At 74.9% G+C, this 22,899-nt stretch carries 18 protein-coding genes and 1 pseudogene; 9 read left to right on the forward strand and 10 right to left on the reverse strand.

Annotated elements, in window-relative coordinates; all coding sequences use genetic code 11:
- Positions 1-51 precede the first annotated feature (51 nt).
- Positions 52-2,163, forward strand: coding sequence for a GNAT family N-acetyltransferase (locus tag ACODT5_RS18505; protein ID WP_422520408.1), 2,112 nt, complete (start codon positions 52-54; stop codon positions 2,161-2,163).
- 938 nt (positions 2,164-3,101) lie between these two features.
- Here ACODT5_RS18505 and ACODT5_RS18510 read toward each other — a convergent pair.
- Positions 3,102-4,325, reverse strand: a pseudogene (locus ACODT5_RS18510) (AMP-binding protein); the annotation flags it as partial.
- On the opposite strand from ACODT5_RS18510, the gene ACODT5_RS18515 reads away from it, so the two are divergent.
- From ACODT5_RS18515 to ACODT5_RS18530, 4 genes are all read left to right on the forward strand, one after another.
- Positions 4,324-4,710: a VOC family protein gene (locus ACODT5_RS18515; protein WP_422520409.1), complete on the forward strand. Its 387-nt coding sequence runs from the start codon at positions 4,324-4,326 to the stop codon at positions 4,708-4,710. The pseudogene ACODT5_RS18510 and the gene ACODT5_RS18515 overlap by 2 nt on opposite strands.
- Before the next feature lie 161 nt (positions 4,711-4,871).
- Positions 4,872-6,800: an ABC transporter ATP-binding protein gene (locus ACODT5_RS18520; RefSeq protein WP_422520410.1), complete on the forward strand. Its 1,929-nt coding sequence runs from the start codon at positions 4,872-4,874 to the stop codon at positions 6,798-6,800.
- 65 nt (positions 6,801-6,865) lie between these two features.
- Positions 6,866-7,246 carry a VOC family protein gene (locus ACODT5_RS18525; protein ID WP_422520411.1) on the forward strand — a complete coding sequence of 127 codons (381 nt, stop codon included), beginning with the start codon at positions 6,866-6,868 and terminating at the stop codon, positions 7,244-7,246.
- 192 nt (positions 7,247-7,438) lie between these two features.
- Complete coding sequence (locus ACODT5_RS18530; protein WP_422520412.1) at positions 7,439-8,299, forward strand: NAD(P)-dependent oxidoreductase; 861 nt, start codon at positions 7,439-7,441, stop codon at positions 8,297-8,299.
- A gap of 28 nt (positions 8,300-8,327) precedes the next feature.
- Here ACODT5_RS18530 and ACODT5_RS18535 read toward each other — a convergent pair whose 3' ends face one another.
- The 3 genes from ACODT5_RS18535 to ACODT5_RS18545 form a co-directional block, all read right to left on the reverse strand.
- The gene (locus tag ACODT5_RS18535) at positions 8,328-10,685 is read right to left on the reverse strand and encodes an ATP-binding protein (protein WP_422520413.1); all 2,358 of its coding nucleotides are present in this window, start codon (positions 10,683-10,685) and stop codon (positions 8,328-8,330) included.
- 40 nt (positions 10,686-10,725) lie between these two features.
- Complete coding sequence (locus ACODT5_RS18540) at positions 10,726-12,405, reverse strand: collagen-like domain-containing protein (protein ID WP_422520414.1); 1,680 nt, start codon at positions 12,403-12,405, stop codon at positions 10,726-10,728.
- Positions 12,406-12,951: 546 nt separating this feature from the next.
- Positions 12,952-13,728 (reverse strand): NAD(P)H-dependent oxidoreductase, encoded by a 777-nt coding sequence (locus ACODT5_RS18545; RefSeq protein ID WP_422520415.1) that lies wholly within the window; start codon positions 13,726-13,728, stop codon positions 12,952-12,954.
- 137 nt (positions 13,729-13,865) lie between these two features.
- On the opposite strand from ACODT5_RS18545, the gene ACODT5_RS18550 reads away from it, so the two are divergent.
- Positions 13,866-14,717 carry a helix-turn-helix transcriptional regulator gene (locus ACODT5_RS18550; protein WP_422520416.1) on the forward strand — a complete coding sequence of 284 codons (852 nt, stop codon included), beginning with the start codon at positions 13,866-13,868 and terminating at the stop codon, positions 14,715-14,717.
- A gap of 24 nt (positions 14,718-14,741) precedes the next feature.
- Positions 14,742-15,236: a hypothetical protein gene (locus tag ACODT5_RS18555; RefSeq protein ID WP_422520417.1), complete on the forward strand. Its 495-nt coding sequence runs from the start codon at positions 14,742-14,744 to the stop codon at positions 15,234-15,236.
- 49 nt (positions 15,237-15,285) lie between these two features.
- Here the strand turns inward: ACODT5_RS18555 and ACODT5_RS18560 are convergent, their stop codons facing one another.
- On the reverse strand, positions 15,286-16,023 hold the full coding sequence (locus ACODT5_RS18560) for a FadR/GntR family transcriptional regulator (protein WP_422520418.1): 738 nt from the start codon (positions 16,021-16,023) through the stop codon (positions 15,286-15,288).
- Between the two features lie 143 nt (positions 16,024-16,166).
- On the opposite strand from ACODT5_RS18560, the gene ACODT5_RS18565 reads away from it, so the two are divergent.
- The gene (locus ACODT5_RS18565) at positions 16,167-16,682 is read left to right on the forward strand and encodes a gluconokinase (protein ID WP_422520419.1); all 516 of its coding nucleotides are present in this window, start codon (positions 16,167-16,169) and stop codon (positions 16,680-16,682) included.
- A gap of 107 nt (positions 16,683-16,789) precedes the next feature.
- Positions 16,790-18,187: a GntT/GntP/DsdX family permease gene (locus ACODT5_RS18570; RefSeq protein ID WP_422520420.1), complete on the forward strand. Its 1,398-nt coding sequence runs from the start codon at positions 16,790-16,792 to the stop codon at positions 18,185-18,187.
- 86 nt (positions 18,188-18,273) lie between these two features.
- Here ACODT5_RS18570 and ACODT5_RS18575 read toward each other — a convergent pair whose 3' ends face one another.
- The 5 genes from ACODT5_RS18575 to ACODT5_RS18595 form a co-directional block, all read right to left on the reverse strand.
- The gene (locus ACODT5_RS18575; RefSeq protein ID WP_422520421.1) at positions 18,274-18,558 is read right to left on the reverse strand and encodes a hypothetical protein; all 285 of its coding nucleotides are present in this window, start codon (positions 18,556-18,558) and stop codon (positions 18,274-18,276) included.
- Positions 18,555-19,712, reverse strand: coding sequence for a hypothetical protein (locus ACODT5_RS18580; protein WP_422520422.1), 1,158 nt, complete (start codon positions 19,710-19,712; stop codon positions 18,555-18,557). Before ACODT5_RS18580 ends, ACODT5_RS18575 begins: the two co-directional genes overlap by 4 nt.
- Before the next feature lie 155 nt (positions 19,713-19,867).
- Positions 19,868-21,118: a cytochrome P450 gene (locus tag ACODT5_RS18585; protein WP_422520423.1), complete on the reverse strand. Its 1,251-nt coding sequence runs from the start codon at positions 21,116-21,118 to the stop codon at positions 19,868-19,870.
- A gap of 186 nt (positions 21,119-21,304) precedes the next feature.
- Positions 21,305-21,880 carry a protein-tyrosine phosphatase family protein gene (locus ACODT5_RS18590; RefSeq protein ID WP_422520424.1) on the reverse strand — a complete coding sequence of 192 codons (576 nt, stop codon included), beginning with the start codon at positions 21,878-21,880 and terminating at the stop codon, positions 21,305-21,307.
- 40 nt (positions 21,881-21,920) lie between these two features.
- Entirely contained in the window at positions 21,921-22,766 is an 846-nt protein-coding gene (locus tag ACODT5_RS18595) for a serine hydrolase domain-containing protein (protein WP_422520425.1), read from the reverse strand.
- Between the last annotated feature and the right edge of the window lie 133 nt (positions 22,767-22,899).

The following is a 22,899-nucleotide window of genomic DNA, read 5'->3' on the forward strand; positions in this document are numbered from 1 at the left end:
GTGGCCGAATCTATCGCACGGCACCGCACCCGACCATGGGGAGGTCAGGAAATGGCAGAGCTCAGGGCGGCGCGGCCCGGCGAGGCCGATGCGCTGACGGGGCTGGTCATGCGCTCCAAGGCGCACTGGGGGTACGGCGCGGAGTTCCTGGCGGCGTGCGCTCCGGAGTTGCGGATCGGGGCCGGGGACGAGGTGCGGCGGCGGATCGTGGTCGCCGAGGGCGCGGCCGGGGCCGCCGGGGCCCGGTCCGGCGGCGGCCCGCGCGCCGTGCTCGGGCTCGCCTCCCTGGACGGGGAGCCGCCCCACGGGCGGCTCGGGCTGCTCTTCGTCGAACCGGCCGCCATCGGCGGGGGCGTGGGCCGCCTGCTGTACCGGGACGTGCTGCGGCGCGCCGCCGGGCTCGGCTTCCGCCGGCTGCTGATCGACGCCGATCCGCACGCCACCGGGTTCTACCGGGCGATGGGCGCGGTGGCCTCGGGGCCGGAACCGGGGCCGGGCACGGGGCCTGGGGCGGGGCCGGAGGCTCCCGGCGGGCTGGAGCGGTTCGAGGTGGCGCCCGTGCCCCTGGCCGACTGGGCCCGGGCCTGGACGGGCGGCGCGGCGGCCGTGCACGTGGGCAATGTCGCCGAGTACAACGCGCAGTTCGCGGACGCCTCCCTCGACCGGGAACAGCGGGCCGCCCACCACTACGCCTGTCTGGCCGCCTTCTACAGCCCGCGGCCGGCCGCGCTGGTGCTGCCGCGCCCGGTGCCGCCGGGCTGGATCTCCCTGCTCGGGCGCCAACTGGACTGCCCCGCCGGGGTGGAGGTGTACGACGGGCTCGCGGAGCGGGATCCGGGCCTGTCGGACGCCGTACGGTCCCGGCCGGCGCTGGCCGCACGGCTGACCGGGGCCGGGGCCGGGGCCGGGGCCGGGGCCGGCGTCGGGGCCGGCGTCGGGGCCGGCGTCGGGGCCGGCGTCGGGGCCGGCGTCGGGCCCGATCTCGGACCCGGGGCCGGGGCGCCCCTCGTGCCGTGGGGCCTGACCGCCCCCTTCGCCCGGCTGGCGCGGCGGCCCTGGCGTCCGGACGAGCTGCGGTACGAGTCGAAGTCGGCGGCGCACGGGCTGTTCGGCCGGATCCTCGCCGAGGGCGGGCACCCCGCGATCACCCTGCCCGCGCAGTGGCGGGCGGACACCCGGCGGGCGGCGGTCCGGCTGCTGGCGTCCCGGACCAGGGCGGGCGAGAGCACCGTTCTCAAATCGGAGCACGGCGTCGGAGGTTCGGGCACCACGGTGATGACCCCCGAGCGGGTCCGCTCGGCGGGCGGCGCCCGGGCGGTGGTACGGGCGCTGCCGCGCGGACCGCTGCTGGTGGAGGAGTACGTACGCGGTCCGGCGGATCCGGCCGAGCCGCGCGACCTCACGTACGACGGGTTCGTGGACGCCCGGGGCCGCGTGCACGAGGTCGGCGGGGCGGTGATGGACGTGGCGGACGGCGGGTACCGCGGGGCGACGGTGGGTCCGGGGGTGCTCCCCGGGTGGGCGGAGGAACCGCTGCTCGCCTTCGGCCGCGCGGTGGGCCGGGAGCTGTCGGCCGCGGGCTACCGGGGCTGGTTCGACGTGGACTTCGTCGCCGACGGCGCGGGACGCCTCGCCCCGACCGAGGCGAACCTGCGCCTGACCGGCCCGTCCGTCGCCTTCGTGGTGGCGGCCCGGCTCGACGAACTGCGGGGCGCGGGGCACTTCGTACGGATCGCCGACCGGGTGGAGCTGGGCGCCCGCCTGCCGGAGGCGGCCTTCGACGAGCTGTGCGAGCGGCTGTCCCGCCGCTGCGCCGATATCGGTGCGGTGTTCCTCCCCGCGATCCCCACGGGCGCCTTCGAAGCGGCGCCCTGGATGGGCGCCCTGGTGGCCGCGACCGGCAGGGAGCTGCTGGACGCGGCCGAACGCCTGGTGCGGGCGGAGGCGCTGTCCGCCGGGTCGATGTTCGCGCAGTTCGAGCAGGTGGACGGGGCCGGGCCGCCCGGACCTCAGCCGGCCGGATCGGCGGTCCGGGCCCCGTCCCGGACCGGTGCCTGCGCCGGAACCGACGCCGGTCCCGAGACCGACACCGAATCCGACACCGAATCCGACGCCGGGTCCGGTTCCACGTCGAAGGCACTGAGCGGCGGACGGGAGGCATAGACCGCCACGATCCCGGCGGCGATCATCAGCGGGATGTTGAAGGCGTAGACGAGCGCGGCCTGTTGGGGCCAGTCCTGCTTGGCCGCGAGCCGGTAGAAGTTGTCCTGCGGCCACCACGCCGCCAGCAGGTAGACGATCGCCAGATGGGCGGCCGCGGTGATCCGGGGGCCGCGCCGCCCGTGGCGGCGCATCCGGGACCGGCCGGCGAACAGGAACCACACACCGGCCGCGAACGCCCAGCACTCGAACAGGTAGAGGACGAAGAAGAGCGTCGCGTACGGGTTCGGGACGCCGGAGAGGTCCGTGGAGCCGGGCCAGAGGATCAGGGTCAGGATCATGGTGAAGCCCGCCACCAGGGTCAGCCCGACCGCGATGAAGAAGATGACGCCGGCCCATCCGGCGATGTCGGACCCCTCGAACCCGCGCGTGTAAGCGCCGCCGTACTTGCTCCCGCCGCCACTGCTCCCGCCACCGCCCTCATCCTCTCCCCGTCCCGGCGGCATCGGGAGCGCGGCCCGCTGTTCGCGGCCGGCCCTGTCCCGGGGGATCCTGGGCAGCCGCACCACGGCGCTCGGCATCACGCTCCCCGGCAGCCTGCCCGCCAGGTGGCGGCGGAGTTCCCCGCCGTCGGGGAGGTCGGAGCCCGGGGGCCAGGCGTCGTTCTCCGCGGCCGGGGCGAGGAAGGCGACGAGCATCGGCCGCGCGTTCACGCCCGTACCCGCGCCCTCGACCTCGGCCAGGAGTGCTGCGCCGACCGCTTCGTGGCTGCGGATGGCGGACTCGACGGGGTGCGGGTCGAGGGCTTTGCCGTCCGCGGTGAGCCGGTCGCGGATCCGGCCCCGGAACTCCAGCAGGCCGTCGGGGCGCAGCACTCCGAGGTCGCCGGTCGGGACCGGTTCGCCGCCGCCGGGCACCGTGAGGTGGATCTGCCCCTCGCGCACGTCGAGTTCGCAGCCGGGGAAGGCGGCTCCGATCAGCGAGAGCTCCTCGGCGCCGTCCAAGGGGCCGGCGAGCTGCGGGAGTTCGAAGCGGGCGCCGACGCCCGCGGCTTCGGTGGGACCGTAGACGTTGAGGAGTCGGGCCCCGGGCCGCAGCCGGGCGAGCAGGGCGGCCTGCTCGTCGAGGTAGAGGCGGTCGCCGGTGACCGTGACCATGCGCAGCGACCGGAGCCCCTCGTCGGGTCGGTGCAGGGTCCGTGACAGGGACGCCTCCCGGTCGCGCACGAGGAGTTGGGTGGCGGTGCCCGGGTCGGTGTGCAGGACGGTGACCCGCTCGGCGTCGACGGCGCGGCGCAGCGACTCGGGTGTCCAGCGCGGGCCTTCGGGCAGGACGAGTGCGCCGCCCTCGCACAGGGCGCGCGTCCATCCGGCGGCGAAGCCGGTGAGGCCGGGGGCGGCGGTGATCAGGTGCCGGTCCTCGGGGACGGGTCCCACCACCCGGGCCCACCCCTCGTGGGCGGCGAGGAGCCTGTCGTGGGAGAGGGGGACGGCCCTGCGGTCCGCGCCGCCGGTGAAGAGCACGGCGGCCGTGTCCCCCCGGAGGGTCCGGTCCGGCGGGTCGGTGGGCAGCCCGCCCGCGGCGGCCTCCTGCAGCGAGCCGGGGCGGATCACCCGCAGTTCGCCGCCGTCGTCGAGGCGGGCCTGGTCCGCGGAGTCGGCGAGCAGGACGGAGGGCCGGGCGGCGGCGAGCTGGCGCTGTCCGGTGCGCGGGTTCTCCACGTCGATGACGGTGTAGGCGGCGCCGGCCTTGAGGATGCCGAGGAGGAGGACGAGGAGCTCGGCCCGAGGGGTGGAGCCCACGGCCACGAGGGCCCGCTCGGGGAGTCCGGAGCTGATCAGGTGGTGGGCCAACTGGTTGGCTCGTACGTCGAGTTGTCCGTAGGTGAGACTGCCGGTGCCCGCGGCGAGGGCCTGGGCCCCCGGGGTGTCGCGCACCCAGCGTTCGAAGCGGGAGAGAACGGTGTCGTCGGCGCGCCGGCCGGAGTGCGTGAAGGACTCTGATCCCTGCGTCATGGACCGATTCTGGCACCGGGCACCGACAGGCACGAGGTCCCCGGAATTCCCTCGTACGAGCGAGGGTTGATCCACTATTCTCCTGCGCTGGTACCCGGCCTGCACCGGCCGGGCACCGATGAACAGATTTCGAGTGCTCGGAGGCAGCATGGCCAAGGAAATCCAGGTGGCGTACGACTGTGCCGATCCGGGCGCACAGGCGGAGTTCTGGGCGCAGGCTCTGGGCTATCGCGTCCAGTCGCCGAAGGACGGCTCCGCCGACTGGGCGGCCATCTCGGATCCGGACGGCAAGGGGCCTCGGCTCTACTTCCAGAGGGTCCCGGAGGGCAGGACGGCGGCGAAGAACCGTCTGCACCTGGACGTGCGCTCGGCGCCCGGCCTGAAGGGGGACGAGCGGATGGCCTCGCTGGAGGTGGAGGCCGCCAGGCTGGAGGAGCTGGGCGCGAAGCGGCTGTACCGCCTGGAGTCCGATGAGGAGAACGAGGGGATCATCGTGATGACCGACCCCGAGGAGAACATCTTCTGCCTCGACTGACCTCTCGGCTGGCCTCTCGGCTGACCTCTCGACTGCTCGACTGGCCTCTCGGCTGATCTCTCGGTTGACCTCCCGATCGGCCTGTCGAACAGGGTTCCTGGTCATCCCGGGGCCATCTTCCCCTTGACCTCAAGTTTGGTCGAGGTCCTACCGTTCGGTCCATGGATATGGAAGTCACCGCCTGGACCTCGCTCCACAGCGCGATCAACGCCCAGCAGGACCGGCGCCCGCTCTCGCGGGCCGGCCTGCGCCGGATCGCCGCCTTCGCCCGCCCGCACCGGCGCGGGCTGACCTTCTTCCTGCTGCTCAGTGTGGTGACCGCGCTGCTCGCGGTGGCCACCCCGGTGCTCGCGAGCCGCGTGGTCACCACGATCGTCGAGGGCCGGGAGGGCGGTACGGTCACCCGCCTCGCCCTGCTGATCGCGCTGATCGCGGTCGCGGAGGCGGGACTGGGGCTGGTCCTGCGCCGGCTGTCGTCCACCCTCGGCGAGGGACTCATCCTGGATCTGCGGACGGCGGTCTTCGACCACGTGCAGCGGATGCCGGTGGCGTTCTTCACCCGGACCCGCACCGGGGCGCTGGTCAGCCGGCTCAACAACGACGTGATCGGCGCGCAGCGGGCCTTCAGCAACACCCTGTCAGGGGTGGTGTCCAATACCGTGACGCTGCTGCTGACCCTGACCGTGATGCTGGGCATCTCCTGGCAGATCACGCTGCTGGCCCTCGTGCTCCTGCCGGTGTTCGTGCTGCCCGCCCGCCGGATGGGCGTGCGGATGGCGGCCATGCAGCGGGAGGCGTCCGCGCTCAACGCCTCGATGGGCACGCAGATGACCGAGCGCTTCTCCGCGCCGGGCGCCACCCTCGTCAAGCTGTTCGGGCGGCCCGACGAGGAGTCCGCCGAGTTCGCGGCGCGCGCCGCCCGGGTGCGTGACATCGGGATCCGCACGGCGATGGCCCAGTCGGCCTTCATCACCGCCCTCACCCTGGTCTCCGCTCTGGCCCTGGCGCTCGTGTACGGTCTCGGCGGCCACTACGCGCTCGCCGGCACCCTGGACGCGGGCTCGGTGGTGGCCCTGGCCCTCCTCCTGACCCGGCTGTACGCGCCGCTGACCGCGCTCGCCGGGGCGCGGGTCGAGGTGATGAGCGCGATGGTCAGCTTCGAGCGGGTCTTCGAGATCCTCGACCTGAAGCCGCTGATCTCCCAGAAGCCGGACGCCCGCCGGGTGCCGGAGGGGCCGGTGGCGGTGGAGTTCGACAAGGTCTCCTTCGGCTACCCCTCCCCCGACAAGGTGTCCCTCGCCTCCCTGGAGGAGGTCGCGACCCTCGACGCGCGGGGCGGCACCGAGGTGCTGCACGAGGTGTCCTTCCGTGCCGAGCCCGGGCAGATGATCGCCCTGGTCGGATCCTCCGGCGCCGGGAAGTCGACCATCGCGCAGTTGCTGCCCCGGCTGTACGACACCGACGCGGGCGCGGTCCGCATCGGCGGGATCGACGTACGGGACCTCACGGCGGACTCGATCCGCGAGACGCTGGGCATGGTCACGCAGGACGGCCACCTCTTCCACGAGTCGGTACGGGCCAACCTGCTGCTGGCCCGCCCGGAGGCGGGCGAGGACGAGATCTGGGCGGCCCTGCGCCGCTCCCGCCTGGACGGGCTCGTGGCCTCGCTCCCGGACGGCCTGGACACGGTCGTCGGCGAGCGCGGCTACCGGCTCTCGGGCGGGGAGCGCCAGCGGCTGACCATCGCCCGGCTGCTGCTGGCCGGGCAGCGGGTGGTGATCCTGGACGAGGCCACGGCCCATCTGGACTCCACCTCGGAGGCCGCGGTCCAGGAGGCCCTGGCGGAGGCCCTGGCGGGCCGGACGGCCGTGGTGATCGCGCACCGGCTGTCGACGGTGCAGGCGGCCGACCTGATCCTCGTGGTGGAGGACGGCCGGATCGTGGAACGCGGCACCCACGCCGAGCTGCTGGCGGTGGGCGGCCGGTACGAGGAGCTGTACCGCACCCAGTTCGCGACGGCCGGCCCGGGCGGGGACACGCCGGCGGTGAACGCCGTTCCGGGCGGCGCCGCGGCGGTCTCCGGCGGATGATGGCCAACGGGGCGGCCGGGACCGGCCCCCCGGAAGCACTGGGACACCGGAGTCAGGAGCAGCGGATGGACATCAAACTGGAACTGGTCGCCGTACCGGTCACCGACATCGACCGGGCCAAGGCCTTCTACGAACGCATCGGGTTCCACGCCGACCACGACATCACGGTCAGCGACGAGATCCGCTTCGTCCAGCTGACCCCGCCGGGCTCGGCCTGTTCGATCGCCATCGGCAAGGGACTGACCCGGATGACACCGGGTTCGCTGGACAACATGCAGGTCGTGGTCGCGGACATCGAGGAGGCCTTCGCCGATCTCAAGGGCCGGGGCATCGAGGTGACGGAGATCGAGGACATGCCCTGGGGCTCCTTCGTCTACTTCTCCGACCCCGACGGCAACGGCTGGGCGGTCCAGCAGACCACCCCGCGCACGGGCTCGGCGGGCTAGGGCCTGTCGTCACACTCCCGTCGTCGCCCGAAGGGCGAGGCAGACGGGAGTGTGACGACAGGCCCAAGAAGCGCGGCCTCTCGACGACTCCTCCGGTGGCCACTTGGAGCCCGGTGGGCGGGATCCGCTCCCGGACCGGTGGAGACTGGCCCCGGGGGACACCTGAGGGATCGTCGGAGAGGGAGTAACGCCATGAGCACCGTCGCGCTGCTGGGGACCGGAATCATGGGGACGGGAATGGCACGGAATCTGCTGCGGTCCGGGCAGGAGGTCCGGGTCTGGAACCGGACCCGGGAGAAGGCGGCCGCGCTGGCCGCCGACGGTGCGGTGGTCGCCGACAGCCCGGCCGAGGCGGTGGCCGGGGCGGACGTGGTGATCACCATGCTGGCCGACGGTGCGGCGGTGGCCCGGGCCATGGCCGCCGCCGTGGAGGGGCTGAGCGCCGGTCAGGTGTGGGCGCAGATGGGCACGGTGGGCCTGGCCTCCCTCGGGGAACTGGCCGCCTTCGCGGGGGAACACGGGCTGGTCTTCGTGGACGCCCCGGTGCAGGGCACCCGCCAGCCCGCCGAGGACGGGACCCTGGTGGTGCTGGTCGGCGGCCCGGCCGACCCACGGCTGGACCCGGTCTTCGCCGCCGTCGGGAGCGAGGTGCTGCGGGTCGGGGAGGAGCCGGGGGCCGCGACCCGGCTGAAGCTGGCCACCGTCGGGTACGCGATCACCGTGACGGCCGCGGTCGGCGAGGCCCTGGCGCTGGCCGAGGGGCTGGGTGTGGACCCGGAGCTGTTCGCGCGGGTCGTGACCGGCGGGCCGATGGACAGCCCGTACCTCCAGACCAAGATGCGGGCCGTGCTGGACCGGGACTTCACGCCGAGCTTCACGGTGCGCGGCGCCGAGAAGGACACCGGTCTGATCGCCGAGGCCGCGGAGTCGGCCGGGGTGTCGGTGGACCTGGCCGTCGCCGCGCGGGCCCGTTTCCACCGTGCCGACGCCCTGGGACACGGCGCCGAGGACATGGCGGCCGGCTACTTCGCGGGCTTCCCCGACCAGCCCTGAGGGCCGGCCGCGCCGCGGTGGGCGCGGCTCAACCCTCGTACGGGTGCGGGCGGGTGCGCAGGGTGTGGCCGTGCCGCAGGCCCTCGCGGAAGGCCGCCTCGTACGCCTGGTCGCCGAGGGCTCCGCGCGCCGTACGCTCGAACTCCGCGCGTACCGAGGCCAGTTCGGGTGTGCCGCGCTGCGGGTGGCCGACGGCCTGCCAGTAGGCGTGGCCCGTGCCGTACGCGCGGGCCGCGCCGGCCCCGTCTCCGGTCGCCGCGCGGGCCGCCGCGAGCAGGTCGAGGCCCAGGGCCGTGCCGAAGCTGTCGCCCAGCTCCCGCTTGCTCTCCAGCATGGCGCGGGCGTGTACGGCGGACTCGGCGGGGCGGCCCTCGAAGAGGCAGATCAGGGCCAGTTGGTAGTCGGCGTAGGCCCTGGTCCAGTGTTCGCCCCGCTCCACGCAGCCGGCGCGCAGCAGTTCCGCCTCTTCCCGGGCGTCGGTGAACAGGCCCGTTCCGGTGAGCGCGAAGACCCGTACGAGGTGGCAGCGGATCCGGGGCCCCGAGTCGAAGGGCGTGCCGGGGAAGGCCTCCAGGGCGTTGTCGGAGACGATCCGTGCGGCCAGCGGGCGCCCGGCCAGCAGGTGGCTCAGGCCCAGCAGGTACGCGGCGTCCAGCGCCGGTCCGGGGTCCCCGTCGAGCCCCGCGGCCAGGGCCTCGCAGCCGACGGCGATCCGGTGGGCCTGCTCCTGTTCGCCCTGGAGCAGCAGGGTCACCCCGAGGGCCCACAGGGCGCGCACCCGGATCCGCGGGGGCACCTCCTCGGGCCGCGCGGCGGACAGCGCCCGCTCCAGGTAGCCGCGGGCGGCGTGCAGGTGGCCGCAGCAGGCCCAGTAGAAGCCGGCCCGGGCGGCCAGGTCCAGGGCCCGCTCGGGGGCGGTGGCCAGGTGGTGGTCGAGTGCCGCGCACAGGTCTCCGTGCACCGCCTCGACCCTCCGGTACCCGATCCGCTGGGCGGGGCCGAGCCAGTCCCGCTCGGCGGTGCGCACGAGCTCGGTGAAGTACGCGGCGTGCGCCTCCCGCAGCGCCCCGCGCTCCCCGGCCTCGTCGCGCCACATGGCCCCGTACTCCCGGATCGTGTCCAGCATCCGGTACGAGCCGTCCGCGCCCCGGCGTACGACGGACTTGGCGACCAGCGCGTCGAGCAGCGGCGGGACGTCCGACTCGGTGAGCGGGCGTGCGGAGCAGACGGCGCGTGCGGCCGCCAGGTCGAAGGAGCCGCGGAAGACGGACAGCCGTAGCCACAACAGCCGTTCGCGCGGTGCGCACCACTCGTGGCTCCAGCCGATGGCGGTGCGCAGCGCGCGGTGGCGCGGCGGCCGGCCGTGGGCGGGCGCGGGTGCGGGTGCGGGTGCGGACAGGGGGCCGATCCTGCGGGCGAGGCGCTCGGCCAGCTCCTCGATGGTGTGATCGGTCAACTGCGCGGCGGCCAGCTCCAGCGCGAGGGGCACCCCTTCGAGGCGGGCGCACACGGAGCGGGCGGCGGCGAGCCGGGCCTCGGTCCAGGGCGGCGCCTGCCCGGGGGCGGCCGTGGCGGCCCGCCGGGTGAACAGGGCGAGGGCCTCTTCGGCTCCGAACGGGTCCACGGCGTGCGGCAACGGGCCGATGTCCAGGACGTGTTCGTCCGCGAGTCCGAGCGGCTGCCTGCTGGTGAGCAGCAGGACGAGGTGCGGGGTCGCGTCGAGCAGCTCCCGTACGAGGCCCCGTACGGCCGACACCAGGTGCTCGCAGCAGTCCAGTACGAGGAGCAGCCGGCGCCCGCCGATCCATTGCCGCACCGCTGCGGCCGGGGTCCGGGCGGTGTGGTCGGCGAGGTCCAGCGCGTCGGCCACGGTGGCCACGAGCAGCCGCTCGTCGGGCAGCGGGGAGAGGTCGGCCCAGTGGACCCCGTCGGGAAAGGGACCCGCCGCCGGGCCGACGGCACTCACGGATCCGACGGCGCCCGCCGGAGGGGTGGCGCCCGCCGGAGGGGTGGCGTCCGTCGGACGGGTGGCGTCCACCGGGCTCCTGGCGTCCGTCAGATAGGTGGCGTCCGCCAGGCCTCTGCCGTCCACCGGACGGGTACCGTCCACCAGGCCCCTGCCGTCCACCGGACGGGTGCCGTCCGTCGGACCGGCCGTCCCGGCCGGGCCACCGGGCGCCGGCATGCCGGCGCCCTCGCCCACCCCCGCGGCCCCTGCGAGGTCAGCCGCGCGGCGGGCCAGGCGGGTCTTGCCGACGCCGCCCGGTCCGGTCAGGGTGATCAGCCGCCGCTCACGCAAAGCCCGTTCGAGCAGGGCCAGTTCCGTGGTCCGCCCCACGAAGGAGGCGGCGTCCCCGGCCTCGTACCCGTCGCCATGTCCCAGCACCCGCCCAGTGTGGCGTACGGGGCGGGTGCCGTAGGCCCGGTCACTCCCGGACGGGGTCCCGGGGCGGGGTGCCGGCGGCGCGGGGTGTCACCGCTCCGGGCTGCGGATGCACGGGCGCCCAGGGTGCGTCGCAGGTGACGGCGCGCCCGTTGGTCCCGCAGTGGGTGTGGTAGAGCGTCCCCGTCTTGGTGATGGCCTTGATCTTCACGTCGTTGCCCTGGATGGCCAGGGCAACCGTGCAGACATCGGCGGGGTATCCGGTGACCGGTGCGACGGTGAGGTCGGTCCAGTCGAAGTCGCCCCACTGGCCCGCCATATCGCGGGTGCGGCGGCCGAGGTAGGTCTTGCCGTCCTTGAGGACGAGCGCGAACTCCTCGGAGTTGTTGGGCATCTGGTTGTCCACCGAGGCGCAGGGGCCCGTCGGGCCGGGCACCCCCTGCGGCCCCACCGGGCCCAGCGGACCGAGCGCCCCGGTGGCACCGGTCGGGCCCGGGGCGCCCTGCCGCCCGGGCGGCCCCGCGAAGCCCTGCGGGCCCGCGGTGCCGGGAAGCCCGGGCAGCCCCTGTCCGCCCGCCGGCCCGGCCGGACCCGCGGGCCCCTGCTGCCCCTGCGGCCCGGCCGCCCCGATGTCTCCGGTCCGCCCGAGGTCCCCCTTGGGCCCCGGGTCCCCCTTGCGCCCCACGGCACCCCGGTCCCCCTTGGGCCCGACGATCCCCTTCTCCCCCTTCTCCCCCGTCTCTCCCTTGGCCCCGGGCGGCCCGGCATCACCCTTGGGCCCGGCGCTCCCCTTCTCGCCCGGCTCCCCCTTGAGCCCCGGAGGCCCGGCATCCCCCTTCGGCCCGGCGCTTCCCTTCCCCGCCTCACCCCTGGGACCCGGCGGGCCCGCGTCGCCCTTGGGACCGACGCCGCCCTTCTCGCCCTTCTCACCCTTCGCGCCCGGCGGGCCGGCCGGCCCCTTCGGCCCCTTGGGGCCCTGGGCCCCGGGGCACGCGTGCCCGTTCGCCGGTACCGCCTCGGCGCGCGGCCGCGCACAGTTGACCGCGGACCCGCCGCTGCCCGGCTCCGCCGCGCGGACGTCCCGCAGCGGCTGCGGAGCGCCGGCCCCCGGGGGCGCGTACGCCGGTTGCAGGGCGGTCCGTTCGCGGGAGCCGCCCCCACCGGCGAGCTCCCCCACAGCCATACCAACGTCTTCAGCCGGACGCCCCCCGAAGTCCGGCACGCCCACCACACCCGTCAGGGGCTCCGACACCCCGCCCCCACCGGGCTCGTACGCCACACCCCTCCCGGACTCGTACACGGCGCCCCTCCCGGACTCCAGCAGGGGGGCCCTCCCGGACCCCGCCACGACACCCCTCCCGGACTCCGGCACGGCCCCCCTGCTGGAGTCCGGCACCGTGCCCTTCTCGGACTCCGGCACCACGCCCCGCCCGGACTCCGGCACCACGCCCCTCCCGGACTCGTGCACAGTGCCCCTCCCGGACTTCGGCGCCGCACCTCGCCCGGACTCCGGCACCACGCCCCGCCCGGACTCCGCCCCCGCGTCACTGCCCGAAGCCGGCGCACCACCCTCGACGGCCGACACCGCACCACCGCCGGAGGCACCCGCACCACCGCCGGAGGCCACCGCCGGGACCGTGAATCCGCCCAGTGCCACGGCCACCGGCAGTACGAGGCCGCCGGCCAGCCGTGCCCTTCGTCCGGTTCTTGCTGTGGAAGACATGCGAGTACCCCTTCGCCGCACGGAAATGGTCGTCTGCTCCGGCCGAAGCGAGGGGGAGCATCTCCCGGAGAGGGGTCCGACGAAGATCAAAAACGCTCATGCCGCCGCAGCGTCAACGAGTTGGTCCAACGACACGCGGTACCGGTACGCCGGACGGCGGGGGCACCCGCGCCGCCGCCCCGGCTGCCCGGCAGGCCGGCCCGACGGACCGACCCGACCACCCCACCGGCCCCACGGCCTGACGCCCCGACGAGCCCACCGGCCCCACGTCCCGACGTCCCCACGGGCACGACGCCCCCACGTCCCGACGAGCCCGACGAGCCCGACGAGCCCGACGGCCCCACGGCCTGACGCCCCGACGAGCCCGACGGCCCAACGTTCCCGCGGGCCTCACGGGCCCACGTCCCCACCGGCCCCACGGGCCCGACGGCCCCACCGGCCTGTCCGGCCTGTCCGGCCTACCCGGCCTACCCGGCCTACCCGGCAGAACCGGGCCCCCGGCCACCCCGGCCAGTCCAATCCGCGGCCAGCGGCAAGCGGCAGCAGTCAGCGAACGTGCAGCCCGAACCCCGCACGGCCCGCGGGCTCCAGACCCTCCTTCAGGCGCAGTGAGGGGATCTCGTAGTCGCCGAAGTTCTGCCGCCGGAAGGCGATGGGCTCGGTCGACTCCAGGGTGAGCAGCCGCTCCACCCACGCCTTGGCCACGTCCGCGTAGTCCGCGCCGGTCATCCGGTCGGCGCCGTACAGCACGAACGGCGGCAGCGCCTCGATGCCCGGGTAGTAGAGGATCCCGTGGTGGATCGGGAACAGCAGGTCGTCGATGGGGCCGTTGATCCCGCGGTCGGCGTAATGCGACTCCGGCCCGCCGACGGTCACCGACAGCAGGGCCCTGCGGCCCGCGAGGGTGCCTTCGCCGAAGCGCTCCCCGTACTTGGTGGCGCTGTGTTCACCGACTCCGTACGCGAAGCGGTAACTGAACACCCGGTCCACCCAGCCCTTGAGGATCGCGGGCATCGTGTACCACCACAGCGGGAACTGGAAGACGATCGTGTCGGCCCACAGCAGCTTCTCCTGCTCGGCGCGCACGTCCGGGGTGAGCGCCCCGGCCCCGAAGGCCCGGCCCGAGTCCAGGGTGACCTTCAGCGGGCTCGACGCGTGAGGGCCGTAGTCCTCGGCGTCCACGGCCGCCTTCCAGTTCATCGCGTACAGATCGCTCACCCGTACCTCGTGCCCGGCACCCTCCAAGGTGGAGACCGCCAGGTCCTTCAGCGAGCCGTTGAGCGACTTCGGTTCGGGGTGGGCGTAGACGATCAGCGTCTTCACGGGTACTCCTCAGGATCGGATGCCCCGATCCTGGGCCCCGCGGCGCCCGGTGTTCAGGGGCGCGTCTTCCGTCGGACCGGACTTCCTGGTACCGGCAGGGCCACCTTCGCGGGCGCCGGCGCGGCCATACTGGGCCCATGGACGATCTTGCGGGCTTCCTGCGGACCCGGCGGGCACGGGTCGACCCGGCCGCCGTCGGCATCCCCACCGACAGCCGCCGCCGGGTCGAAGGGCTGCGCCGCGAAGAGGTCGCGCACCTGTCCGGTGTGAGCGTCGACTACTACGTGCGCCTGGAGCAGGGCCGTGCGACCCAGCCCTCCGAGCAGGTCCTCGACGCGCTCGCCCGGGTCCTCGGCCTCGACGAGACCGAGCGCGAGCACCTCTACCGGCTGTCCCGGCAGCGCCGCCGCCGTGCGAAGGCTCCGGGCGGGCGGATCCGTCCGGAGGTGCTGCGCGTCCTCGACCTCGTCGCCGGCGCACCCGCGCTGATCATGGACCACCGGCTGGACGCCCTCGCCGGGAACCGCCTCGCCGAGCTCCTCTTCGGCCGGCCGATGCCGGGGCTGAACACCGCCCGGCACATCTTCCTGGAGGAGGCCGAGCGCGGCCTCTACGCGGACTGGGAGCAGTGCACGCTCGACGTGGTCGGGCACCTGCGCCTGGCCGCCGGCCAGTACCCCGAGGACCCCAAACTGGCCTCGCTGATAGGCGAACTGGCGATGGGCAGCGAGCGGTTCCGCCGCCTGTGGGCCCGCGCGGACGTGCGCGCCCGCACCCACGGCCGCAAGGCGTTCCGCCACCCGCTGGTCGGACTGCTCGAACTGCACCAGGAGAACTTCGCGCTGCCGGGCGAATCGGGCATGGAGCTGCTGATCCTGTCCGCGGCCCCCGGCAGCCCCACCGAGGACGGACTCCGACTCCTGGCGGGCCTGGGCGCACCCAGCACCGACGCCACCCGCCCCCCGGCGCCCGCCCGCACACGCGACTGACCGCACTGGCGACAGCATGGACGGATGCCGATGACCGACACGGAGCTGCTCGCCCTCCTGCGGGAACTCGACGACCCCGAACGGCTGGAACGACCGCTGCACTACGACCGCGCCGCGACCGGCCTCGCGTTCGGCGGGCTGGTGCGCAGGCTCGAAGCGGACTTCGGGACCCCGTGCGAATCCGAGCGGGATACCCAGGACTCCAGCGAGTACGGGCGCGTCCGCGTGCCCGCGGAGGCGACGGTCTGTGGGACGAGGATCGTGGTCTGCGTGAGCAAGTTCGGCTCCCTCGCCGAGGTCTGCGCCGACAATCCGGGGGCCTTCTTCGGCACGGACGATGCCCGGGAGGAGGGCGCACTGGACCCCGCCGACCTCGCCACCGTGGAGCGGGCCCTGGCCGAACTCGGCTACGTGAGCGTTCCCGAGGAGTTGCTGGAGAGCGACTACGAGGGCCCCAGCGCGCTCGACTTCTTCGCGGCGCGGCCCACTTGGTGGACCCGGTTCTTCGGCTTCATGTGATGGTCCACACGGCGGGCGAGCCCCCTCGGCGGGGGCCGAGCAGGACTGCCTAGGGCGCCAGTACGTCCAGTTCCTCCAGTGCGCCCACCGCGATCTGCCGCGTCAGCGCCTCCGCGGCGGCCGCGTCGCCTTCCCGTACGGCCTCGGCCACCCGCACGTGCAGGGTGACGGCGGCCGGGTCGGGGTCGTGGAACATGACCGCGTGCTGGGTGCGCCCGGTCAGGACCTCGGCGACGACATCGCCGAGCCGCGCGAACATCTCGTTGCCGGAGGCGTTGAGCACGGTCCGGTGGAAGGCGATGTCGTGGTGGAGGTACCCGTCGAGCTGGTGGCCGCGTGAGGTGCGGACCATGCCCAGGGCCGCCTCGGTGAGCTCGGCGCACTGCTCCGGGGTGGCCCGCAGCGCCGCGAGTCCGGCCGCGACCGGTTCGATGGCCGAGCGCAGCACGGTGAGGGAGCGCAGCTGGCGGGGGCGGTCCGCGCCGGCGAGGCGCCAGCGGATGACGCGCGGGTCGTAGACGTTCCACTCCTCGGTGGGGCGGACGGTGACGCCGACCCGGCGGCGGGATTCGACCAGCTGCATCGACTCCAGTACGCGGACCACCTCGCGGACCACGGTCCGGGAGGCGTCGAAGCGTTCGGCGATCTCGTCGGTGCGCAGCACGCTGCCGGGCGGGTGCTCCCCCGCCGTGATCGCCAGGCCGATCGTGTCCAGTACGTGGGAGTGGAGCCCTTGGCCGCCCGGCCCGCTTGCCCCGCCCGGTCCGCCCGGCCCTTCAGTGGTCATGGCGTAAGCGTACGGTGACCACCGAATGGACAAAAGATGTGATGTTTTAGCGGTGACACCTTGAATAAGTACTACGTAATGGGCTTCAGTGGTCCCAGGCCCTCCAGGCCGATGTCGACGAGGACAGCGAAACGAGGTGCGCGATGACGCGCGTCATTGTGGTGATGGGCGTGGCCGGGACGGGAAAGACGACCGTGGGCCGGCTGCTCGCCGACGCGCTCGCCCTCCCCTACGCCGAGGGCGACGCCTTCCACCCGGCGGCCAACGTCGCCAAGATGTCCGCCGGCATCCCCCTGGACGACGCGGACCGCCGGCCCTGGCTGGACTCGATCGGCGAGTGGATGCGCAACCGGGCCGGGATCGGCGGCGGAGTCGTCTCCGCCTCCTCCCTCAAGCGGGTCTACCGCGACCGGCTGCGGGCCGTCGCGCCGGACACCGTCTTCGTCCACCTCACCGGCGACCGGCCGCTGATCGAGGAGCGCATGGCCGCGCGCAAGGGGCACTTCATGCCCACCACGCTGCTGGATTCGCAGTTCGCCGCGCTGGAGCCGCTCCAGCCGGACGAACTCGGCGTCCTCGTCGACGTGTCCGGAGAACCGGAGGAGATCACCGCGCGGGCACTGTCCGCCCTGCGCCGCCTCCCGGCACCGGTCGCGTAACCGCCCGGGCCCCGCTCCTCATTCCTCACTTCTCCCACCGCGTCCCGCCCCACCCCACCCCGCCCTGCTCCGGCCTGCCCTGGAACCAGAACGAAGGAACCGTCACCGTGACCAGTCTCAGCGTCGAGACTCTCGCAGCGGCCGCAACCGAGCCGATCACCTCGGCCGGCAACACCCAGTTGGGGATAGCCGTCCTCGGGGGCATCGCCGTCATCGTCCTGCTCATCACCCGCCTCAAGCTGCACGCGTTCCTGGCGCTGACGCTCGGCTCGCTCGCCCTCGGGGTGTTCGCCGGCGCTCCCCTGGCCAAGACCATCTCCAGCTTCACCGCCGGGCTCGGCTCGACCGTCGCGGGGGTCGGCGTACTCATCGCGCTCGGCGCCATCCTCGGGAAGCTGCTCGCCGACTCGGGCGGCGCGGACGAGATCGTGGACACCATCCTGGCGCGCGCCAAGGGCCGGGCCATGCCGTGGGCGATGGTGCTGATCGCCTCGGTGATCGGGCTCCCGCTCTTCTTCGAGGTCGGCATCGTGCTGCTGATCCCGGTGGTCCTGCTGGTGGCCAAACGGGGCAACTACTCGCTCATGCGGATCGGCATCCCCGCGCTGGCCGGGCTGTCCGTGATGCACGGGCTGATACCGCCGCACCCCGGTCCGCTGGTCGCCATCGACGCGCTCGACGCCAACCTGGGTCTCACCCTCGCGCTCGGCGTGCTCGTCGCCATCCCCACCGTCGTCATCGCGGGCCCGGTGTTCTCCCGGTACGCGGCCCGGTGGGTGGACGTCCCGGCGCCCGAGCACATGATCCCGCAGCGGCCCTCGGCCGAGCTGGAACACCGCCCCCGCTTCGGGGCGACGGTCTTCACCGTGCTGCTGCCGGTGGTCCTGATGCTGATGAAGGCCCTGGTCGACATCGTGGTCAACGACCCGGCCAACGCGGTCCAGCGGGTCACCGACGTGGCCGGCTCACCCCTGATCGCGCTGCTCGCGGCGGTGCTGGTGGGCATGTTCACCCTCGGCCGGGCGGCCGGCTTCACCAAGGCGCGGCTGTCCGTGACGGTGGAGAAGTCGCTGGCCCCGATCGCGGGCATCCTGCTGATCGTGGGTGCGGGCGGCGGTTTCAAGACGACGCTGATCGACGTGGGCGTCGGCCAGATGATCATGGACATGTCCGAGGACTGGGCGATACCGACCCTCCTGCTGGCCTGGCTCATCGCCGTGGCCATCCGCCTGGCCACGGGCTCGGCGACGGTCGCCACCATCTCCGCGGCCGGACTGGTGGCCCCGCTCGCGGCGGGCATGCCGGCCACGGAGACCGCCCTGCTGGTCCTCGCCATCGGAGCGGGGTCGCTGTTCTTCAGCCACGTCAACGACGCCGGGTTCTGGCTCGTGAAGGAGTACTTCGGCATGACGGTCGGCCAGACCCTCAAGACCTGGTCGGTGATGGAGACCATCATCTCGGTGGTCGGCCTGGGCTTCGTCCTGCTGCTGTCACTGGTCCTCTGAACCCCTGCCGCCCGCTCCCCTGCCGCCCACTGCCCTGCCACCCGCTGCCCCGCCGGCCTCCGGCCGGCCGGCCTCCGGTCCGCCGCTCAGCCGGTGCGCCGGTGCCTGCCCCGCGTCCCCTCCCGGGACCCGGGGCGGGCCAGTTGGGCCGCCGCCAGTTCGAAGCCGCCCGCCGCGGTGGCGCAGCGGTCGGCCAGGGAGGCCACCTCGGCGCGGAAGGCCTCGCCCCCCGGGCCCTGCCAGCGCAGGTCTCCGGCCGCGGCGCGGAGCCGTTCGGCGTGCGAGCGCAGGGCGGCCGAGTGCGCGCGCAGTCCCTCGGCCGGGGCCGGACGGGTCTCGGCCCGGGGTGCGGGCCCGGCGGTGTCCGTCACTGGGTCCGCCCCGGGACGTAGACGTCGGGGTGTCCCGGCAGCCGCACGAGGTGGCTTCCGGTGACCCGGCCCCCGAAGCCCGCGAGGGCCGCCGCCGGACCCGGCTCGGGGCCGGAACCCACCCAGGTGACCCGGTAGACGGTGGTGAACTCCCGGCTCGCGGCGAGCCGTCCGGCCGTCCGGGCGCCCGGACCGTGGCCGAGCAGGGCCAGTTCGGTCCCGGAGGGCACGAGGCGGCGTACGGTCGCGGCCACGTCCCGGACGTGCGCGGCCGGCTCCTCGTACGGGCCGTCGGCGCGGCCGGACCGCGTTGGCGGACCGGCGAGTTGGAGCACGCACCGCTCGACCCCGTCCTGCCCGACGACCTGCTGGAGCAGCACCGCGCCCGCGGCCGGGCCGATCCGGTCGGCATTTCCCCGGTAACCGGCCGGGGTGCCGGTGGTGTCCAGCTCGGCGAGGAGGCGGTTGCCCGGTTCGGAGCAGGCGGGGCCCCGGTCGAAGAAGGCCCGCAGGGCGGCGCCGATCCCGAGGAGCGGCTCGGCGGCGACGGCCCTGCCGGTGGCGACCTGCCAGCCGGCGTGGTCGTTGAACGGGTTGTCGTCGGTCAGCGCGTTCCAGGCCAGGAGGTCGGCGAAGGAGGGGTTCAGCAGGGCGAAGGCGGGACCCTCGCCGCGTCGGCGCACGAGTTCGCGGAACGCCCGGACGGCGTCCCCCTGCCGGCCCTCCTCCACCGCAAGGAACACCTCCGCGGCGGCCGGGTCCGCGAACCTCGCCGGGTTACGGGCGGCCTCGGCCCGGATCCGGCCCTTGAGGCCGCACACCGCGAGGCTGACGGCGAGGCTCTCCCGGCCGGTGAAGACCCCGGCGAGCCACCCGGCCCGCGCCACGCCCCGGCCCCGGGCGGCCCAGCCGAGTCCGTCGGGGTCGGTGAGGGCGCGCAGCAGCGTACGCCAGGCCGCGCGGCGGCGGCTGCCGAGACTCAGCGCGGTGACCGGCAGCCGGGAGCCGAGGGCCAGCCGGGAGGCGTAGCGGGAGGCTTCGCCGACGGCGTCGGCCGCCTCGGCCAGTTCCCGGCACAGGGCGGCCAGTTGATCGGCGTCCGGGTCTGTGGGCGCGGAAGTCGCGGAGGTCCCGGGGGTCGCGGCGTCGGACATGGATTCCTCGTCGGGTCGGATGAGCGTCGGGCAGGACGGGGCGGGACGAACAGATCGGTCGGCAGGCCAGCCGGCCGCCGCATGGCGGGACGGCCGGATGGCCGGGTGGCCTTATGCCGCGGGGCCTCCGGGGTGCGGGCGAGGCCGGTGCCGGTTCAGCGGCGGGTCAGGCGCAGGCGGATGCCCTGCGGGTCCAGGGCCGCGGGGAGCGGGCCGAGGGGGTCGAGCACGGGCCGAACGGGCCGGACCCGGTGTCCGCGCAGCACCTCCGCGCAGAGCGCCGCGGTGACCAGCAGACCCAGCTGTTCGCCGGGGCAGCGGCCGCCGGCATGGCTGAACGGGGCCATCCGGACGTCCCGGTCCGCTTCGCGGGAAGCCCACCGGCCCGGTACGAAGACGTGCGCGGCGGGCACGTGTTCGGGGTCGCGCTGGTGGAACAGCACGGGCAGCACCACACAGGTCCCGGCGGGATGCCGTACGCCGCGCCATTCGGTCTCGGCCCGGGTGATCCGTATCAGGTCGGGGACGGCCGGGTACAGCCGCAGCGACTCCCGGACGCAGGCACGCAGCCGGGGCAGCGCGCCCTGGGCCGAGCCCCGGGCCGATCCGGCGGCGCGGGCCTCGGCGGCGACGGCGTCCTGCTCGGCCGGGTGCGCGCCCAGGAGCAGCAGGGTGCGCAGCAGGACGCCGGGGACGAGGTCGAAGGCGGCCAGCCACTGGCGGACCTGCCCGACCGGGTCCGCCCGTGGCCGGTCCGGCCCGAGGGGGTCCGCGTGGCGGCGGGCCCGCCCGATGAGGGTGTGCGGCTCCGCGAGGTCGGCGTACGCGGCGATCCGCGCGGCGGCCCTGTCGGGGGAACGCCCGAGCCTGCGGCCGAGTTCCGCGTCCTCGGCGGCCGCGTCGCCGAGGACGATGCGCCGGGCCGCGCGGGCCACGGAGTGCCGGACGCGGGCGAGTTCGAGGGAGCCCCCGGCCGTCAGGCGCCGGGCCTCGTCGGCGAGGACCGAGAGGAACGCCCCGCAGGAGGGGTGCACCGCCAGTCCCGCGGCGAGCACGGAGTCGTCGACCGCCCGCCGCCCGGCGTGGAACCCGGCGTGGGCGCAGCTGCCGTCCGCCGCTGCGGCGGGCCGGCCGGGGGAGCCGACGGGTTCGGCGTAGAACTGCCGGATGTCCTGCGGATCGAGGATGAGCAGGACGGTGCCGGTCAGTCCCCGTACGAGCACGGGCGCTCCGCCGTGCCGCTCGCGCAGGGCCCGCAGGGTGGTGGCGGACCAGCGCGGCCGGCCGGGCCCCGCGTGCCCGCGCACCGCACGGGGCCGGGCGCTCACGAAGCCCCGTACCAGGGCGGGCAGCGTATGGGCGGCGGCGAACCGGGCGCTCTCGCCGCGCCCCGCCCTGCCCGTCATGCGGGGGCCTCCGCGGCCGGGGCCGGTGGCGTGTGCGCACCGCGGGCGGTCTCGTGGGCCGTACGCATCCGTGTACCTCCGCGCAGCCTGGACTCGACGTTCGGTGATCTCGCGCTCACCGTACGTCGACCGTCCCGGCTCCGCGCCCCGAGGACCACGACGGGGGTACGGAGGGCCGCGGGCGGGCTACGGGCGGGGCGGGGATCCCGGTTCGAGACAAGGATCGGGACCGGGACCGGGGCCGGGACCGGGGCCGGGTTCGAGGTCGACGAGCAGTGCGGCGACCTCCGGACCGGCGGCGAGGTAGTCCGTGAAGGTCTCGTTGTGCAGCGCCCAGGGGGAACGTCCGAGGCGGACCAGGCCGATGGCGGCGGCCGGCGCGAGGCCGCCGTCGACGAGGCACTGGGCGACGACCAGGCCGGAACGGTTGTAACCGGAATGGCAGCGCACCAGGATCCGCCGTCCGGAATCGAGGGCCGTGCGGGCGGCGCGGGCGAGCCTGAGGACGGTACGCAGCTGCGCGCCCGTGAGCGGGGCGTCCGGCATCTCGTCGACCAGGTGTTCCACGCGCGGATCGGGGCCGTGGCCCGGGCGGGTGAAGAGGCTGATGACGAGGTCGAACTCGGCTCCGACGACGACCGGCCGCAGTTCTCCGGCGGGGTCGGTCCAGTAGTGGCCGCCCATCCACAGACCGGGGGCGATCTCGTCCCAGGGACTCTGTGGACCGGGCACGTCACGGTCCTTCTGGCGGGTCTTCTTCATCGGACTCGGAATATACAACCACCGTGCCACGTAAAGGAGTTCAGGTGAAGGCGGCCGCACGGAAGGCCGTACGGAGCGGGGCCGACGGGGTGCTGGGGAGGAGTACGGCCCAGCGCCGCCCGCGCGGGGAGATCCACAGGGCCGGTCCTTCGCCGTGGGACCAGGATCCGTACGCGGCGGGGTGCCAGAGGAGGCCTCGGGCGGGTAGCAGTTCGCCGGTGCGGATGCGGAGCGACTGCGCCGTCCAGGCCCGGCTGACGGGGCCGCCCGCTGGGGCGAGGAGGTGGCTCAGGAAGCGCCCGAGGTCGGCGACGGGCGCACGCAGGGTCCCGTCGGCGGTGAAGACCGTCCGGGTCATGCCGAGCGGGCCCCAGACCCGTTCGGCGGCGAACCCGGCGAGGGGGCTGCCGCACAGCCGCTCGGCGAGCCCGAAGAGGGCGGGCGAGACCCCGGAGCCGTGGGTGAGCAGGTGGTGCGCGGTGGTTCCGGCGGGCAGGCCGTCGCCCGCCCCGTAGGCGGTGAGCGGGGTGTGCAGGGCCAGCTCCCCCGCGTCCACGAGCATCCCGATGACGGGCCAGACGGCCAGCACGCCCACCAGCCCGCCGACATCGGCGGCGACGGCCGACCCTCCGGCGACGGCTCCGGCTGCGGGCCCCTCCCGGACACCGGCCCCGGCCTCCACCACCGCGTCCGGACCGTCCGCGCCACCGACGGCCCAGCCGGCCCCGGGGTCCGCGTCCCGTACGAGCGCCTCGATCCGGGCGGTGCGCCGGGCCGGATCGGGGTCCGTGACCGGCTCGCACGGCCCGCACCGGTCGGCGGGCCCGGTCTCGTCGGCCCGGTCGTCCCGGTCGTCCCGGTCGTCCCGGTCGCTCTGGAGCGTCATGGTCAGCCACGGTACGGCGCCCGCGGCACCCGCCCCGCGCGTCGCGCGGTCCGGTCGCGGCGGGCCACCCGAATGCCCCGCGCCCCGTCCGGTTCCGCCGGCCGGGGCGCTGGGACTAGGCCCGCACAGCCCG

The sequence above is a fragment of the Streptomyces tatrensis genome (assembly GCF_049310065.1).
Taxonomy (GTDB): Bacteria; Actinomycetota; Actinomycetes; order Streptomycetales; family Streptomycetaceae; genus Streptomyces.